Consider the following 16,950-nt stretch of genomic DNA (forward strand, 5'->3'; position numbering starts at 1 on the left):
GAGGCGTTCACGCGCGCGCTCGCGCATCCGGAGGTCTGGCCGGCGGTCTTCGTGCGCTTCGAGGCGGGCCTGCTGCAGGATCTGGGCTTCGGCCTGGACCTTTCGAAGTGCGCCGCGACGGGGACGCTCGACGACCTGATCTATGTGAGCCCCCGGACCGGGCGCGCCGTCAGCCGCGAGGCCGGCGAGCCTTACAAGGACCGGATGCTCAAGCTTCCGCCCTTCCTCCTGGGGGCGCAGGCCGGCCTAGTTCCCGGCGACGTGGGCGCGGGCCTCGCCCTCACGGGGCACTTCCTGGAAGCGTTTATCTTCAATCCGCTTAATCGCCCCCTGCCGCCGGCGCGCCTTTGGCTTGTCGACCGCCTCGCCGAGGCGGGGCGTCTCTGACGCGGCGGCCAGGTTGCGCTCGATCAGGGTCGCGGCGGCGTCGCGCATCCAGGGTTCAAGCACGGCCGGCAGGCGCACGCGGACGATCTGCGGCGGGCCGCCCGGATCGCGCGGCGAGGGCTTCAGCCGGATCACCAGGCGGTGGACGCCGAGGCTCGTGACCCGCGCCTCGTCGATGTCCTTCCAGCGGATCAGGCGTGTGGCCGTAAGCTTCAGCCCGGCCTGGCCGATCTCGACCATCGGCCAGGGCCGAAGCAGGGCGGCGATCACCGGGCTCGCGCCGAACGCCATGAACCCGGCGGCAGCAATGCCCGCGAGCCTGAGCGGCAGGCCGCCCGGGAGGCCGAAGCGGTCGATAGCGGCAAGGCCCACGACCAGCGCGCCGGCCACGCCCAGCCAGGCCGCGGCGATCACCGCCTGGTCGACGCGCGGCGCCGGCGTCACCTCCAGGGTCTTGAGGGTCGCCGGATCGACGTCGGGCGCCTTCACCGAGCCGATGCGGAACGACAGCATGGCCGCCGGCGCCAGCACCAGGAGGGCCGCCAGCGCGCCGTAGCGGACGCCGTCGGGCCCGATCACCAGCGCGAAGGTCGAGACCGCCATGATCGAGGAGATCAGCGCGCTCTGGGCGCTGGTGCGGAAGTTCTGGGTGAGCATCGCGTCCCTGGAGGTCACGGCGGAGAGCCGCCAGCCAGCGGGTCAGCGTGGGACCCCAGCCCTAAGGATCGCCGAAGGAGCGTGGTTATCGGAACCGATCAGCGCCAGTCGTCGATGACGAAGCAGTCGGGGCGGTTGTGTCCGGGCTGGTTGGGGCGCTGCATGGCCACGCCCTCCTGGACCGTGCTGAAGCCGCGCTCGGTCATCGCGCGGCAGGCGTCCTTGCGTGCGGCGTTGACCCCGGCGACCATCTTCTCGGCGCCGCGCGTGTGGGCGAACGCCTCGCAGGCTGAGAGCAGGCGATCGAAGTTGCGAGCCGCGTCTCCGCCCGGCCGCGCCGCCCCGAACTTGACGTAGAGGGCTCCTGAGCCGGCCTCGCTGCCCGCGCCGACGTGACAGACCGCAAAGCCCGCGAGATCGGCGCCGTCGTGAACGAGCACCGTGTCGCCGAGTCCGAGTTCTGCAACGGCGCGGATCTCCCCGCTCAGGTCCAGCCCCGAGCTCACCGCATCGGCGAGGGCGCGGCAGGCGCTAAGGCTCGCCGCGCGGGCCTCGGGCGCGAGGGCCGAGTAGGCCGACCAGGCCGCTCCGCTTGTTTGCGCCTGGACCGGCTTGGACATCACCGGCGTGAGGTCATGCTTGTGAAAGCCGTACTTGCCGTAGAGCCCTAGGTGTTTGGGGCTGTGCGGAAAGGTGAACAGGCCGAGCTGCGGCGTTCGCCAGGACTCGAAGAGCTCCATCGTCGCGGCGAGCAGCCGCCGGGCGACGCCGCGGTCCCAGAGGTCCGGCCGCACCGTCAGGGGGCCGAAGTAGCCGAAACCGCCCCAGTCCGCGGCGAAGTTCGAGCCGACCAGCTGATCGTCCACATAGGCCCCGAGCGCCGCGTCCGGGCGAGCGCGCCATCGCGTCGTCACCAGGTCGGCGTCGCCCGCGAACGCGAGCGGGTCGGGCAGTCCGAGGAAGGTTCCGAATGCGAGGCGGAAGATGCGGTCGGCCTGCGGCAGGTCCTGCTGGCGGAGGGGGCGGATGTCAATGTCCATGCCGGGCTTTCTCTGGTCGATAGGCGTAACATAACCAGAAAAACCCATGCGCTCACCCTTCCACCCAGCATGGGCGCAATGCGGGCGAGGCGAGTCTGGGACAACTCCCCACGGAAACAATTAGCAAGCACTGGATGCGCGAGTCGCAGGGACGCAGGGCCTGCAAACCGGCTAACCTGTCCGGCCAAACCGCCTGTGATTCTGCCCATGACCGTGCATACCCCTCCGCCGTCCGACGGGGACGGCGACCGCATCATCAACGAGCCGCTGTCGGAAGCGCTGTCGCGGCGCTACCTGGCTTATGCGCTGAGCGTCATCACCGACCGGGCGCTGCCGGACGTGCGCGACGGCCTGAAGCCGGTGCAGCGGCGCGTGCTCTACGCCATGCGCGAAATGCGGCTGAACCCCGACTCCGCGCCGCGCAAATGTGCGAAGGTCGTGGGCGAGGTGATGGGCGGCTACCATCCGCACGGGGACCAGGCGATCTACGACACCCTGGTGCGCATGGCCCAGCACTTCGCCCAGCGCTATCCGCTGGCGGACGGGCAGGGGAACTTCGGCAACATCGACGGCGATAACGCCGCAGCCATGCGCTACACAGAGGCGCGGCTGACCGAGGCGGCGATGCTGCTGCTGGACGGCATCGACGAGGACGCCGTCGACTTCAAGCCGACCTACGACGGCCAGGACGAGGAGCCGGTGGTCCTGCCGACCGGCTTCCCGAACCTCTTGGCCAACGGCACCACCGGCATCGCGGTCGGCATGGCGACCTCGATCCCGCCGCACAACGCCGGCGAGCTGATCGACGCCTGCCTGCTGCTGCTGGACCAGCCCGACGCCTCGACCGAGGCGCTGATGACCCACGTCCAGGGGCCGGACTTTCCGACCGGCGGAGTGATCGTCGAGCCGCGGGCCTCCCTGCTCGACACCTATGAGACCGGCCGCGGCGGGGTGCGGATGCGCGCTGCCTGGAGCAAGGAGGACCAGGGCCGCGGCGTGTACCAGATCGTCGTCACCCAGATCCCGTACCAGGTGAAGAAGGCCGACCTGGTCGAGCAGCTCGCCGAGCTGATCGAGAACAAGAAGGCGCCGTTGCTGGGCGACGTGCGCGACGAGTCCGCCGAGGACGTGCGGCTCGTCCTCGAACCCAAGAATCGCAACGTCGAACCCGAAGTGCTGATGGAGAGCCTGTTCAAGCTCTCCGACCTGGAGACCCGCTTCTCGGTCAACATCAACGTCCTCGACGCCAAGGGCACGCCCGGCGTGATGGGCCTGAAGGGGGTGTTGAAGGCGTTCCTCGATCACCGGCGCGAGGTGCTGGTCCGGCGCGCCCGCCACCGGCTGGAGAAGATCGAGGCCCGGCTGCACATCCTCGACGGGCTGATGATCGCCTACCTCAACCTCGACGAGGTAATCCGCATCGTCCGCTACGAGGACAAGCCGAAGGAAAAGCTGATCGAGACCTTCGCGCTTTCGGAGATCCAGGCCGACGCCATCCTTAACACCCGCCTGCGCCAACTGGCCAAGCTCGAGGAGATGGAGATCCGCCGCGAGCACGCCGAGCTCGCCGAAGAGCGCGACGGCATCCTCAAGATGCTCGGCTCCGAGGCCGCCCAGTGGAAGCTGGTGGGCAAGGGCCTTCGCCACGTGAAGGCGGCGCTGGGCGAGCTGAACGTCCGCCGCTCGGTGTTCGCCGACGCGCCCCAGGTCGACGCCGAGGCGGCCATCGAGGCGATGATCGTGCGCGAGCCGATTACCGTGATCCTTTCCGAGCGCGGCTGGATCCGCGCGTCCAAGGGCCGGGTCGAGGACCCCTCGGAGCTGAAGTTCAAGGAAGGCGACAAGCTGGCCTTCCTGGTCCCGGCCGAGACCACCGACAAGCTTTTGATCTTCGCCTCCGACGGGCGCTTCTTCACCCTGGGCTGCGACAAGCTGCCGGGCGGGCGCGGCCACGGCGAGCCGCTGCGGCTGATGATCGACCTCGACGACAAGGTCGAACTCGTCGACGTCTTCGTGCACCGGCCGGGGGCCAAGCGCGTGCTGGCCTCGAAGGAGGGCTACGGCTTCGTCCTGCCCGAGGACGAGGCGATCGCTTTCCGTAGGGCCGGCAAGCAGGTGCTGAACGCCGGCGCCAAAGGGGCGGCCGTCTCGCTGCCGCTGAGCGGCGACCACCTGGCGGTGATCGGCGACAACGGCAAGATCCTGATCTTCCCGACCGACGAGCTGCCGGAGATGCCGCGCGGCAAGGGCGTCAAGCTGCAGGCCTATCGCGAAGGCGGCCTGCGCGACGCCCTGGTGTTCAAGGGCGAGGACGGGGCGGCCTGGACCACCGCCGACGGGCGCACCCGCGCCTGGCCGGAGTGGCGCGAATGGCTCGGCCGCAGAGCCGGCGCCGGCAAGCTCGCGCCCAAGGGGTTCCCGGCCAGCAAGCGGTTCCGGCCGAAATAGGGCGGCGGCGCCTGGCAAACCGAAGGTCCGTTCTCTTGTTTCTGTGCGGCTGACGCCTTCTTGGTTTCCCAAAAAAGCCTGGATCCCCGCTTTCGCGGGGACGAGCGGCAAATAAGGGGTGGCTTCCACCCTCCAGCGACATTCGGAATGGCTGCTCCTGCCCCCTGTCGCGCAGCCGAGGAGTCGTGTTACCGTCCTGCTCCTGAAGGGTTGTGGCCGCCGTCGGCCGAGACCTGTCGGCCGGCGCTATGACCGCCACCCGAACGCCAAGGCTCGGGAGGAAGAGCATGCCGGCGCCAAACCACGTCGAAAATCCCCTCGAATACATCTTCGAGCGGTTCAGCTGGGCCGCGACGGACATCCGTAGAGCCGTCCTCGCGCCGCCGCGCCTGCACACGGCCGCGCCGCCGCGGGTCCGTCGAATCGCCCTCGGGGATCTGTGGGCCTCCCTGCGCGAGGGGCTCCACGACCTCGGCGTCGCCCGGTCCGACGTGATCTTCATCGCCTTGATCTATCCGATCGCCGGGCTGGTGATCGGTCGGCTGGCCTTCAACCTGAACATGCTGCCCCTGGTCCTGCCGCTGCTTTCCGGCTTCGCGCTCTTGGGGCCGCTGGCTGCGGTCGGCCTTTACGAGGTCAGCCGGCGGCTGGAGGCGGGACAGGAGGCGCACTGGTCGACGCCGTTCGAGGTTCGCAAGTCGCCGGCGTTGAGCTCAATCCTGGGCATGGGGGCGATCCTCGGCCTGATCTTCCTGGCCTGGCTGGCGGCGGCCTGGGGCATCTACGCCGCGACGCTCGGCCCGCAGCCGCCGGCCTCGCTGGCGAGCTTCCTGCGCGACGTCTTCACCACCGGCCCCGGCTGGGCGATGATCGTCATCGGCATGGGCGTGGGCTTCCTGTTCGCGGCCTTCACCTTCGCCATCAGCGCGATCTCGTTCCCGCTGCTGCTCGACCGCGACGTCAGCGTCGGCGAGGCCATTCGCACCTCCATGCGCGCGGTCGCGACCAATCCGGTGACGATGGCGGTGTGGGGATTCATTATCGCCGCCGCCCTGATCGCCGGCTCGATCCCGGCCCTCGCAGGCCTGATCTTCGTCATGCCGCTCTTCGGCCACGCCTCCTGGCATCTCTATCGGCGGCTGGTGGACGGCGGCTGAGCCTTGTCGGGCTCGCGCTGCAAGTCCTGATTGCAGCAATGCTTTGACGGCCGGCCGGCTTTCCGCCGCCGGCCGTTTTCGTCGGCGGCTCGAGGCCGCAGCGGCGCTTGGTCGGCATCTCTTGCCGACGGGCTGTTTCGACTCGGCAGACTTTGCCGCGCGGCAAGTTGGGGCTCGGAAAAACCCGAGCCCTTTCCGTTTTTGCCGGGTGGCGCGGGGCTTGCGTCGTCTTCGTCCGGGCAAAAGGCCCCGGGTCGGCAAAACGCTGACCAGCCCCTCGAACGAAGGAAGTTTTCCCAGTGCCGATGAATAGCGTGAACACCAACGTGAGCGCCATGGCCGCGCTCCAGAACCTCAGCGCCACCCAGGCCGACCTTTCGACAACCCAGACGCGCATCAATACGGGCATGAAGGTCGCCTCGGCCAAGGACGACGGCGCCATCTGGGCCATCGCCCAGAACCAGCGGGCCACCTCCCAGTCGCTGAACGCCGTCAAGGACTCGCTGCAGCGCGGCTCGTCCACCGTCGACGTCGCCTTGTCGGCCGGCGAGACGGTCTCCGACCTGCTGCTGCAGATGAAGTCGAAAGCGCTGGCCGCCTCGGACACCACGCTCGACACCAACAGCCGGATCGCGCTGAACGACGACTTCAAGTCGCTGCGCGACCAGATCCAGAAGGCCGTGGACAACGCCGATTTCAACGGCGCTAACATGATCAAGGCGACCGCCTCCAACGCGACCACCGTCATGGCCTTGGCCAACGCCGACGGCACCCAGTTCATCACGGTGGCGGCGCAGGACCTGTCGCTGGGTTCGGTCACCCTGGGCGGGGCTTCGGGCATCAGCGCGACCGCCACGATCGGCACGGCGACGGCGGCGCATAACATGATCGCCACGGTGAACAGCGCGATCGTCAACGTCTCCAGCGCGCTTTCCAAGCTGGGCACCGGCTCGAAGTCGCTCGCCTCGCACCTCACCTTCGTCGGCAAGCTGCAGGATAGCCTGGACGCCGGCGTCGGCAACCTGGTGGACGCCGACCTCGCCAAGGAAAGCGCCAAGCTGCAGGCGTTGCAGACCAAGCAGCAGCTGGGCATCCAGGCGCTGTCGATCGCCAACCAGTCGACGTCGCCCCTGATGTCGCTGTTCCGCTAAGCCTGACGGGCGCAAGCCGCTGCGCCGGCGGAGCTCAGGCTCCGCCGGCGTTCGCCTGTTCGCCCCGAAGCATGCTAGTCAGCGGCCGCCCCCAAGAGCCGCCGCCGAGACCCCGATGCTGCAGAACCCCTTCACCCGGACGCCAGCGAAGATCGCCGTGCTGGGGCTGGGCTATGTCGGGCTGCCGCTGGCCCTGGCCTTCGCCGCACAGCACGAGGTGGTCGGCTTCGACCTCGATCCCGGGCGGGTGGCGGAGTTGCGCGCCGGGCGCGACCGCACGCTGGAGGTCTCCGCCGAGGAGCTGGCGGCGGCGCGCGGCCTGACAGTCAGCGCCGACGAGGCCGACCTTGCCGGCTGCAACGTCTTCGTCGTCACGGTGCCGACGCCGATCGACGCCCACAAGCGGCCCGACCTGAGCGCCCTCATCGCCGCCAGCCGCACCGTCGGGCGGGCGATCCAGGCGGGCGGGGTGGTGATCTACGAGAGCACCGTCTATCCCGGCGCCACCGAGGACGACTGCGTGCCGGTGGTGGAAGCGGTCTCGGGCCTTGCCTTCAATCGCGACTTCTACGCCGGCTACAGTCCCGAGCGGGCCAACCCCGGCGATTTGCAGCACCGGCTGGCCAACATCGTCAAGGTGACCGCCGGCTCGACGCGCGAGGCCGCCGACTTCGTCGACGCGCTCTACGCCGGGATCGTCGCCGCCGGCACCCACCGGGCCAGCTCGATCAAGGTCGCCGAGGCGGCCAAGGTGATCGAGAACACCCAGCGTGACCTGAACATCGCCCTGATCAACGAGTTCGCCTTGATCTTCCACCGGCTGGGGATCGACACCGCCGAGGTGCTCGCCGCCGCCGGCACCAAGTGGAACTTCCTGAACTTCCGGCCGGGCCTGGTCGGCGGCCACTGCATCGGCGTCGACCCCTACTACCTGACCCACAAGGCCGAGGCGCTGGGCTATCACCCCGAGGTGATCCTCGCCGGACGGCGGATCAACGACGACATGGGCGGCTACATCGCCCGCGAGCTGATCAAGCAGCTGGTCCGCCGCGGCTCGCCGGTGAAGGGCGCGCGGGTGCTGGTGATGGGCCTGGCCTTCAAGGAGAACACGCCGGACCTGCGCAACACGCGGGTGATCGACATCGTCCGCGAGCTCGCCGACTACCAGGCGACGGTCGAGGTCTGGGATCCCTGGATCCCGGCGGGCGACGCTCGCCGCGAGTACGGGATCGAATTGATCGAGACCCCGGCGAAGGGCGCCTACGACGCGGTCGTGGTCGCGGTGGCGCACCGTCAGTTCGCCGAGCTGGGGCCGGAAAAGATCCGCGCGCTGGGGCGGCCGGACGCAGCGGTGTTCGACGTGAAAGGGCTCTTGCCGAGGGACGCGGCCGACTGGCGCCTTTAGGTCAGTGCAGCAGGTGGGCCGCGACGACCGCCACCAGGCCCCAGAAGCCCGCGCCGCCCGCCAGCAGGATGATCATGCCCGTGCGCGCGCCGGCGCGATCGCGGCGGTCGGGCGTCTCCGGCCCCGGCGCGCGCGCCGCCAGACGGAATCCGCCGGCGCTTCGCGGCTTCCGCGCGGGGAAATGAGTCGCCGACGTCGCTTCGCTGGGATCGTGCATGCGTAAATCGTGGTGATTTCAAGTCGCCGGCGCCAGTTGGCCTACAGCCGCAGGCCGTGCGGCCTACTGCCGCATCAATTGTGGCCATAGTAGTTAAGATACCAGTCAACAAAGTGGCCGACGCCGATTTCGATCGAGGTGGCTGGGGCATAATCCAGCGCCGCACGGGTGGCCTCGGTGTCGGCCTCGGTACGGGCGACGTCGCCGGCCTGCATCGGCATCAGGTTGAGTTCGGCCTTGCGCCCCAGCTTCTCCTCCAGGACCTCGATGTAGCGCATCAGCTCGACGCGCCGCGAGGCGCCGAGGTTGAGGATCCGCCAGGGGGCGACGCCGCTGGTGGCCGGGTCCGGCTTCTCGGGATCCCAGGACGGGTCGATCTGCGCCGGCCGGGCGATCGCCGCCATCAGCCCGTCGACGATGTCGTCGACATAGGTGAAGTCGCGCTGCATCTTCCCCTCGCCGTAGACGTCGATCGGGCGGCCTTTCAGGATCGCGTCGGTGAACTTGAAGAGCGCCATGTCCGGCCGCCCCCAAGGTCCGTAGACGGTGAAAAACCGGAAGCCCGTCGCCGGGATCGAGAACAGGTGGGAATAGCTGTGCGCCATGGTCTCGTTGGCCAGCTTGGTCGCCGCATAGAGGGTGATCGGGTGGGTGGCGCTGTCGTGGACGTTGAACGGCAACTTGCCGTTGGCCCCGTAGACCGAGCTCGTCGAGGCGTAGACCAGATGCTTGGGCTGCACCGCGCGGCAGCCCTCCAGCACGTTCAGGAAGCCGACCACGTTGGCGTCCACATAGGCTTCGGGCTTCTCCAGGCTGTAGCGGACGCCGGCCTGGGCGGCGAGGTTGACCACCACCGTCGGCCGCGTCTCGGCGAACAGGGCGCCCATGCCCTCGCGGTCGGCCAGGTCCAGCCGGGCGTGGCGGTAGCCCTCGTAGCCCTCCAGCAATGCGAGCCTCGCCGCCTTCAGGGCCGGGTCGTAGTAGGCGTTGAGATTGTCGACGCCGATGACCGGATCTCCGCATTCCAGCAGACGCCGGCTCAGGTGGAAGCCGATAAAACCCGCAGATCCTGTGACCAGGACGGTCATATTGCCTCCAAGAATAGTGACGTGGGCGGCCGCATGGGGTACGCGAGCGGGCACGCTCGGTCGAGCGTAAGTGAATGAGGCTGCTGATCCAATCAGCTCCGTGGCGCGTTGACGGCGTAGCCACGGATCTTGGCTCGCGGCATGCAAGGGCGCGCTTCGGCGTCAGTCAGGTGTTCGATTTTGACCGTGCGGGCGGCGGGCGTCGCACTGTCCCACGGGACTACGGAGTTAATTGATGTCGCAACCTAACGTGCCGGGCCTGACGCCCGCGCCGACGAAAAATCAGAAACTTATCGAATGGGTACGGACGATCGCCGAGCTCACGCAGCCGGCGCGCGTCGTATGGTGCGACGGCTCCGAGGATGAATGGAACCGGCTGACGCAGGAGCTGGTCGACGCTGGCACGCTGAAGCGCCTGAACCCGGCCAAGCGGCCGAACTCGTTCTACGCCGCCTCCGACCCCAGCGACGTCGCCCGGGTCGAGAGCCGGACCTACATCTGTTCCGAGAAACAGGTGGACGCCGGGCCGACGAACAACTGGCAGGAACCCGCGGAGATGCGGGCCACCCTGAACGGGCTGTTCAAAGGCGCCATGAACGGCCGCACCATGTACGTGGTGCCGTTCTGCATGGGCCCGCTCGGCTCGAAAATCAGCGCCATCGGCGTGGAGATCACCGATTCGGCCTACGTGGCCGTCTCGATGCGGATCATGACCCGCATGGGCCAAGCCGCCCTCGACCAGCTCGGCGAGGACGGCTTTTTTGTGCCGGCCGTCCACACCGTCGGCTATCCGCTGGCCGCGGGCCAGGCGGACGTGGCCTGGCCGTGCAACGAGACCAAGTACATCGTCCACTTCCCGGAGACCCGGGAGATCTGGTCCTACGGCTCGGGCTACGGCGGCAACGCGCTGCTGGGCAAGAAGTGTTTCGCGCTGCGCATCGCCTCGGTCATGGCCCGCGACGAGGGCTGGCTCGCCGAGCACATGCTGATCCTGAAGCTGACCTCGCCGGAGGGCAGGTCGCATTACGTCGCCGCCGCCTTCCCCAGCGCCTGCGGCAAGACCAACATGGCCATGCTGCAGCCGACCCTGGCGGGCTGGAAGGCCGAGACCATCGGCGACGACATCTGCTGGATGCGCTTCGGCGACGACGGCCGGCTCTATGCGGTCAATCCGGAGGCCGGCTTCTTCGGCGTGGCGCCGGGCACCGGCGTGGAGACCAACAAGAACGCCATCGACGCCCTGTATGGCAATACGATCTTCACCAACGTGGCCCTGACCGACGACGGCGACGTGTGGTGGGAAGGGTTGACCGCCGAAGCGCCCGCGCACCTGATCGACTGGCGCGGCCGCGACTGGACGCCGGCGAGCCCCGAGCCCGCCGCGCATCCGAACGCCCGCTTCACCGTGCCGGCCTCGCAGTGCCCGGTGGCCGCCGCCGAATGGGAAGACCCCGCCGGCGTGCCGATCTCGGCCATCCTGTTCGGCGGCCGGCGCGCCACTGCGGTGCCCCTCGTGCGCGAGGCGCACGACTGGGCGCACGGCGTCTTCATGGCCTCGAACGTCGCCTCCGAAGGCACGGCCGCGGCCGAGAACGCCATCGGCGAGCTGCGCCGCGACCCGTTCGCCATGCTGCCGTTCTGCGGCTACAACATGGGCGACTATTTCGGCCACTGGCTGAAGATGGGCGCCAAGGGCGATGCGGCGAAGCTGCCCCGCATCTACTTCGTCAACTGGTTCCGCAAGGACGAGCGCGGCAAGTTCGTCTGGCCGGGATATGGCGACAATTCCCGCGTGCTGAAGTGGATCGTCGACCGCCTGGAAGGCCGCGCGGAGGGCGTCGAGACGCCGATCGGCCGCCTGCCGAAGGCCGGCGAACTGGACATTTCGGGCCTCAGCCTCACCGACGAGCAGATGGCGCTGCTGCTGAGCGTCGATCCGCAGATCTGGCGCCAGGAAGCCGCCCTGATCCCGCCGTTCTACGAGACCTTCGGCGACCGCCTGCCCAAGGCGCTGTGGGAGCAGTACGAGGCGCTGGTGAAGCGGCTGCAGGCCAGCCCGGCGATGGCCGCGGCCGAGTAGGGTTCAGCGCTCCAGATCGGAACGGAAAGGCCGCGGCGACCCCGCGGCTTTTTTCGTGTCCGCGGCGCGGAGCGAGTGGGGGAGAGGGAAGGGCGCCGTCGGAAAAGCGGTTCTCAGCCCGCCTACCGGTTCGCCACCACCCGCAGCGTGGGGGCCGCGCCGGGCTTCTCGCCGCGGATCTGGGCGACCAGGCCGAAGAGGGCGCGGCGCACGTCGTCGGTCGCGCCCTGGTCGGCCAGCCGCTGCAGCTCGGTCAGGTGGCCCGGCGTCACCCGCATGGCGGCGGCGGAGATGACCTCCATCACCTTCGGCGCGCAGGGGACCGAGCGCTCGGTCTCGTCCAGCAGGGCCTCGGTCAGCTTTTCGCCGGGGCGCAGGCCGGTGATCTCGATCTCGATGTCGCGGCCCGGCGTGCGGCCCGAGAGCGCGATCATCTGCCGGGCGAGGTCGAGGATGCGCACCGGCGCGCCCATCTCCAGCAGGAACAGCCGCGCGTCGCGCCCGTCGCCCTCGGTGTTGGTGGCGGTGGCGTGCAACACCAGCTGCGCCGCCTCCGGGATGGTCATGAAGAACCGTTCCATCTCCGGATGGGTGACGGTGACCGGGCCGCCGCGCTCGATCTGCGACTTGAAGATCGGCACGACCGAGCCCGCCGAGCCCAGGACGTTGCCGAACCGCACCGCGGCGAACCGCGTGCCGCCGCCCGAGCTCTGCTGGGCGGCGATGACCGATTCGGCCAGGCGTTTGGTCGCGCCCATGACGTTGGTCGGGTCGACCGCCTTGTCGGTGGAGATCAGCACCATCTGGTGCGCCCCGCAGGTGCGGGCGGCCTCAGCGACGTTCCAGGTGCCGATGACGTTGGTCAGCACCCCTTCACAGGGATGGCGCTCGACCATCGAGACGTGCTTCAGCGCCGCGGCGTGGAACACCAGATGCGGCTGCTCGTCCTGGAAGAGCTGGGTCAGGCGGGTGGCGTTTCGCACGTCGCAGAGCAGGGCGCGGCGCGAAAGCTGCGGATTGGTCTCGGCCATCTCGCGCTCGATCTCGAACAGCGCCGTCTCGGAATAGTCGAGCAGGGTGATGTGGGCGCACTCGAACGCCGCGGCCTGGCGGCAGAGCTCGGCGCCGATGGAGCCGCCCGCGCCGGTGACCAGCACCCGCCGGCCGCGCACCAGGCCAGCGACGGCGCGCCGGTCGAGCTGGATCGGATCGCGCGCCAGGAGCTCCTCGATGTTGATGTCGCGCATCGGCACCAGGGTGACGCCGTCGTGCTGCGACAGCTCGACGATGGACGGCAGGCGCAGGAGGCGGATGCCGTCGTTCTTCAGCCGCCCGAGCAGGTCGGCGGTGAGGCCCTTCAGCCGCGTCGGCTCCTCGAGGAACAGGATCGCGCGGGGATAGCGGTTCCAGCGGCGCAGGTCGGCCAGGGCGGCCTCGAGGTTGTCGAGGCTGTCGATGATGCAGACGCCGCGGACTTGGTGACCGACGTCGCGCGGCTCGGCGGCGACGATGCCGACCGGCGAATAGGTGCGGTCATGGCTGCGGGCGACGTCGCGCAGATAGGTGTCGGCCGCGGCCGGCGGGCCGATCAGCAGCAGCGGCGGGGCCTGGCTGGCGCGGTCGCTGAGCGTGTTGAACGGGGCGAAGGAGCCGAGCGCGTGCTCGTGCAGCGCGCGGCGCATGATGCGCACGCCCATCGAGCCGGTCATCTGCAGCAGCGGCGCGAGGAACAGCGTCGGGCGCGGCAGGCTGCGGGCGCGGTCGAGCACGAAGACCCAGACCAGGAAGACGCCGACGGTGAGCACGGCGATTCGCGCCAGCACGCCGGCGTCGGGAATGGAGGTGTAGCGCCAGGGCGAGAGCTCGCGGCGGAACAGCAGCGAGAAGCCCGCCGCGAGCGCCGCGTAGAGCACCACCAGCTGGATCAGGGTCAGCGAGGGCAGGCCGTTGGGGGCCAGGCCGTGCAGCCGGGGCGGAGCGATCAGGTAGGCGGCGGCGAAAGCGCTGGCGGCGATCAGGGCGTCGAGCAGGATGGTCTGGGCCCGAAAAGCCATCCGCTGCATGGACCGCACTCCGTTCACTCTTGGAACTCCGCGAACAGCCCTCGGAGTGCGCCAGGACGCCAGCAAATCGAAGAGGCGTTCCCTTGCTTCGATTAACTTTAGCCGAGGCTTTCTGGACCTTAGGAAGTGCGCGGCAGGGACGCAATTGACAAAGGCCGCCGCGTTACCGCGCCGGCCCTGCCTGTGACTTTCAGGTCGCGGTTTTTGCGCGTCCTAGAAGGTCGCCTTGATGCCGGCGACGAAGCGCGCCTTGTAGATCTTGCCGAAGTCGTGCTCGTTGGTGTCCCAGTAGCGGAAGTCGAGCCCGATCTTGTCGGTCACCGCATAGCCGACGCCGAGGTTCCAGGTCGTGTAGTCGCCCGGGCCCTCGTACTGCTGGTAGCCGACGGCGCCGCTGACCGAGAACTTCGAGTTCGGGATCGGCACGCTGCCGTTCAGCTCATAGTAGTAGGAGTTGATATTGCCCGGACCGGTGGTGTTTGGCGAGTAGTAGAAGGCCGCGCCGATCGTGGCCGGGCCGACCGGGACGGAGCCGGCCGCCTTCACTTCCCAGTAGCTCCAGTCGTTGTGGTCCTTCAGGTAGCCGTAGCGGATGGCGCCGAAGTCGAAGGTCACCGGGCCGAGCGTCGGCTTCACGCCGAAGTACAGGTCGTATTCGGTGTCGGCCGAATCGCCGAAGTCGATGTTCGACCACCAGGTGCCGGCGTAGCCGATCTTGCCAATCGTCACGTCGGCGCCGGCGAACACCTGGGGCTGGTTCTGCGTCTGGCTGACGCCGCGGAAGATGTAGTCCGTCGCGCCGCCGGCGTTGAACACCAGGCCGAGCGGTCGGCCGGCGTCGTCGGCGTGAGCGGCGCCGGCGAAGGCGAGAGCGCCCACGGCGGCCAGCAGCGAGAGTTTCAGCGACTTCATTCTTATCCCCTTGTTTTTCGGCCGGCGTGATTCCCCCGCGCGACCTGGCGGCATCCTCCTGGCGGTGGCGCTTGGATCAACGCAGCGTCGCCGCATCTGCCCGCCCTTTCGGCAGGCGCCCGAAAATTCGCCGATAAAGCGAAGCTGGCGCCCATTCCTTGAGCATTGGTTGATGGGGCGGGGAAGGACCCCGATCGGGCGTGCTGGCGAGGAATCGGTCGGACCCGCTCGCCGTTGTTCCACCCCTTGCGCCGGAGTAAAGCGGCCGCATGGAAGAGACCCATCTCACTCAGTTGGGGCGCGAGGTCCGCGGCTTCGCCAGCCCCGAGGAGGCGGTGCTGGAGCGCGTGCCCAACCCGCATCCGGACGCCCTTTACCTGGCGCGTTTCACAGTTCCCGAATTCACCTCGCTCTGTCCGGTGACCGGCCAGCCGGACTTCGCGCACCTGGTCATCGACTATGTTCCGGACGGCTGGCTGGTGGAGTCCAAGTCGCTCAAGCTCTACCTGGCCTCGTTCCGCAACCATGGCGCATTCCACGAGGACTGCACCGTGGCGATCGGCCGCCGGCTGGCCCAGGAGCTCGCCCCCCGGTGGCTGAGGATCGGCGGCTACTGGTATCCCCGGGGCGGGATCCCGATCGACGTCTTCTGGCAGACGGGCCCGGCGCCGGATGGTCTTTGGCTGCCGGATCAAGGGGTCGCGCCTTATCGCGGGCGCGGTTGAATGCTCCGTTCAAGGTGAATTGGTTAACGGCGAAGCAACGTCGCCAATCGAAGCGTCGGCATTGCCGCGGCTCTTCGGCGGTTGATTTGCAGGTAGTGCTTTCGGAGATTTCACGTGTAACGCGAGGAAACCCCTGCGACCTCGCGTCCGCCGCGGGCGGGCTTTCCAGAACCGTAAATAAGTTCTATATCAACTCCCGCCCAACTCTCCTCGGGCGTGTCACCTCAGGCCGAGCGACGCGACGCGTCGTTCGGCCGTCGTGTTTTCGGAAGACGGCTTCCTTGCGGAGCCGGCCTCCAGTCAGCCGGGACTGCGGGCGGTGAGGGCGGCCGGGTCCGGGCGCTCCCGCTCCAGCGGCGGCTCGCGCGGCGTGCCGATCAAGATGAAGCCCGCCACCTTCTCGCTGCTGCTCAAGCCGAGCAGGGCGCAGGCCCGGGCGTCGTAGGCGTACCAGTCGGTGATCCAGTTCGCCCCGTACCCCATGGCGAGCGCAGCGTAGGTCAGGGTGGTGCAGGCCGCGCCCGCCGACAGCAGCTGCTCCCACTCGGGGATGGCGCCGGGCTTCGGCGAGGCGATCACGGCGATCGCCAGTGGCGGGGTCTTCAGCTTGCCGAGCTTGGCCGCCGCGGCCGAGTCGCCGCGCTCCGCCGCCAGATGGTCGAGGCTTTCGGCGAAGGCGGCCTTGGCCTCGCCCGCAAGGACGATGAACCGCCACGGCGCCAGCTTGCCGTGGTCGGGCACCCGCGCGGCGAGCCGGATCAACTCGGCGACCTGCGTCTCGGACGGAGCGGGGGCGGCCAGCGTCATCGCCGAGGCAGAGCGGCGACGGGCGAGGAAGGCCAGCACTTCCGGCGCGGCCTCGACGGGCAGCGGCGTTCCGAGTTCGGGCGGCGAGGGGAGGGCGTCGGACACGCGGGACTCTCTTTGCTACAAGACCGGACAACCTTGGCCCTTTATGGGGTCGACGGACCATTCCGCAAGGCGAGTTGGAACATGTCGCAAAAGCCAGGCTGGCTGCGGCCGCATGGCAGGCCCTGGACGCGCGGCGCCGAGCGCCTGGTCTACGAGAACCCCTGGATCCGGGTGAGCCACCACGAACCGACCGCGCCCACGGGCCGCCCGGCGCAGTACGGCCTGGTCAGCTTCAAGAACCTCGCCATCGCCGTCGTTCCGCTGCACGACGACGGGACGGTGACCCTGGTGGGCCAGCACCGCTTCCCGCTCGGCGACTACAGCTGGGAGCTGCCGGAGGGCGGCTCGCCGCACGGCGAGGATCCGCTTGAGGGCGCCCGGCGCGAGCTGGCCGAGGAGACCGGGCTTCAGGCGCGCGAATGGCGCCGGGTCCTGCAGATGCAGCTCTCCAACTCGGTGACCGACGAGCGCGCCATCGGCTACCTGGCGCTCGGCCTCTCGCCGAGCGACGGCGGCTACGCGAGCGATGAGACCGAGGAGATCGTGCTGGCCCGGGTTCCCTTCCGCGAGGCGCTCGACGCGGCGCTGGCCGGCCACATGGAAGATGTGTTGACGGTGGCGATGCTGCTGCGCGTCTACCATATGGCGCGGGAGGGCGCCCTGCCTGACGCGCTGACCCGCGCCATGCTAGGCTGAGGCGCGTCATAC

Annotated in this window: 14 protein-coding genes; 8 read left to right on the forward strand and 6 right to left on the reverse strand. The window is 69.0% G+C overall.

All coding sequences use genetic code 11. The annotated features are described in order from the left end of the window. The coding region (recO, locus tag VJS38_RS18235; protein WP_324089573.1) for a DNA repair protein RecO at positions 1-387 on the forward strand (387 nt) is incomplete at its 5' end. Positions 388-1,142: 755 nt separating this feature from the next. Here recO and VJS38_RS18240 read toward each other — a convergent pair. Continuing rightward, the gene (locus VJS38_RS18240) at positions 1,143-2,084 is read right to left on the reverse strand and encodes a GNAT family N-acetyltransferase (protein ID WP_324089574.1); all 942 of its coding nucleotides are present in this window, start codon (positions 2,082-2,084) and stop codon (positions 1,143-1,145) included. A gap of 207 nt (positions 2,085-2,291) precedes the next feature. On the opposite strand from VJS38_RS18240, the gene parC reads away from it, so the two are divergent. The 4 genes from parC (at position 2,292) to VJS38_RS18260 (ending at position 8,245) form a co-directional block, all read left to right on the forward strand. Next, positions 2,292-4,532 carry a DNA topoisomerase IV subunit A gene (gene parC / locus VJS38_RS18245; RefSeq protein ID WP_324089575.1) on the forward strand — a complete coding sequence of 747 codons (2,241 nt, stop codon included), beginning with the start codon at positions 2,292-2,294 and terminating at the stop codon, positions 4,530-4,532. Between the two features lie 287 nt (positions 4,533-4,819). Then, positions 4,820-5,689 carry a DUF2189 domain-containing protein gene (locus tag VJS38_RS18250; RefSeq protein WP_324089576.1) on the forward strand — a complete coding sequence of 290 codons (870 nt, stop codon included), beginning with the start codon at positions 4,820-4,822 and terminating at the stop codon, positions 5,687-5,689. A 299-nt stretch (positions 5,690-5,988) separates the two neighbouring features. Then, complete coding sequence (locus tag VJS38_RS18255) at positions 5,989-6,840, forward strand: flagellin (RefSeq protein WP_324089577.1); 852 nt, start codon at positions 5,989-5,991, stop codon at positions 6,838-6,840. A 115-nt stretch (positions 6,841-6,955) separates the two neighbouring features. Continuing rightward, a complete protein-coding gene (locus VJS38_RS18260) occupies positions 6,956-8,245 on the forward strand; it encodes a nucleotide sugar dehydrogenase (RefSeq protein WP_324089578.1) in 1,290 nt (429 codons plus the stop codon). Position 8,246: 1 nt separating this feature from the next. Here the strand turns inward: VJS38_RS18260 and VJS38_RS18265 are convergent, their stop codons facing one another. Together VJS38_RS18265 and VJS38_RS18270 are read right to left on the reverse strand one after the other, a co-directional pair. Next, on the reverse strand, positions 8,247-8,462 hold the full coding sequence (locus tag VJS38_RS18265; RefSeq protein WP_324089579.1) for a hypothetical protein: 216 nt from the start codon (positions 8,460-8,462) through the stop codon (positions 8,247-8,249). Between the two features lie 74 nt (positions 8,463-8,536). Beyond that, complete coding sequence (locus VJS38_RS18270; protein ID WP_324089580.1) at positions 8,537-9,550, reverse strand: NAD-dependent epimerase/dehydratase family protein; 1,014 nt, start codon at positions 9,548-9,550, stop codon at positions 8,537-8,539. Between the two features lie 235 nt (positions 9,551-9,785). Here VJS38_RS18270 and VJS38_RS18275 point away from each other — a divergent pair, with 235 nt between their 5' ends. Beyond that, positions 9,786-11,630 carry a phosphoenolpyruvate carboxykinase (GTP) gene (locus VJS38_RS18275; RefSeq protein ID WP_324089581.1) on the forward strand — a complete coding sequence of 615 codons (1,845 nt, stop codon included), beginning with the start codon at positions 9,786-9,788 and terminating at the stop codon, positions 11,628-11,630. Between the two features lie 122 nt (positions 11,631-11,752). On the opposite strand, the gene VJS38_RS18280 is transcribed toward VJS38_RS18275, so the two are convergent. After that, positions 11,753-13,693: a nucleoside-diphosphate sugar epimerase/dehydratase gene (locus VJS38_RS18280; protein WP_324089582.1), complete on the reverse strand. Its 1,941-nt coding sequence runs from the start codon at positions 13,691-13,693 to the stop codon at positions 11,753-11,755. A gap of 213 nt (positions 13,694-13,906) precedes the next feature. After that, positions 13,907-14,605, reverse strand: a complete 699-nt coding sequence (locus VJS38_RS18285) for a TorF family putative porin (RefSeq protein WP_324089583.1) — start codon at positions 14,603-14,605, stop codon at positions 13,907-13,909. Positions 14,606-14,874: 269 nt separating this feature from the next. Between VJS38_RS18285 and queF the strand changes: the two genes are divergently transcribed. Continuing rightward, entirely contained in the window at positions 14,875-15,330 is a 456-nt protein-coding gene (gene queF, locus VJS38_RS18290; RefSeq protein WP_324089584.1) for a preQ(1) synthase, read from the forward strand. Positions 15,331-15,630: 300 nt separating this feature from the next. Here queF and VJS38_RS18295 read toward each other — a convergent pair whose 3' ends face one another. Then, positions 15,631-16,242, reverse strand: coding sequence for a nitroreductase (locus VJS38_RS18295; RefSeq protein ID WP_324089585.1), 612 nt, complete (start codon positions 16,240-16,242; stop codon positions 15,631-15,633). A gap of 81 nt (positions 16,243-16,323) precedes the next feature. Between VJS38_RS18295 and VJS38_RS18300 the strand changes: the two genes are divergently transcribed. Further along, on the forward strand, positions 16,324-16,938 hold the full coding sequence (locus tag VJS38_RS18300; RefSeq protein ID WP_324089586.1) for an NUDIX hydrolase: 615 nt from the start codon (positions 16,324-16,326) through the stop codon (positions 16,936-16,938). Positions 16,939-16,950: the final 12 nt, after the last annotated feature.

This window comes from Phenylobacterium sp. (assembly GCF_035276905.1).
Lineage (GTDB): Bacteria > Pseudomonadota > Alphaproteobacteria > Caulobacterales > Caulobacteraceae > Phenylobacterium.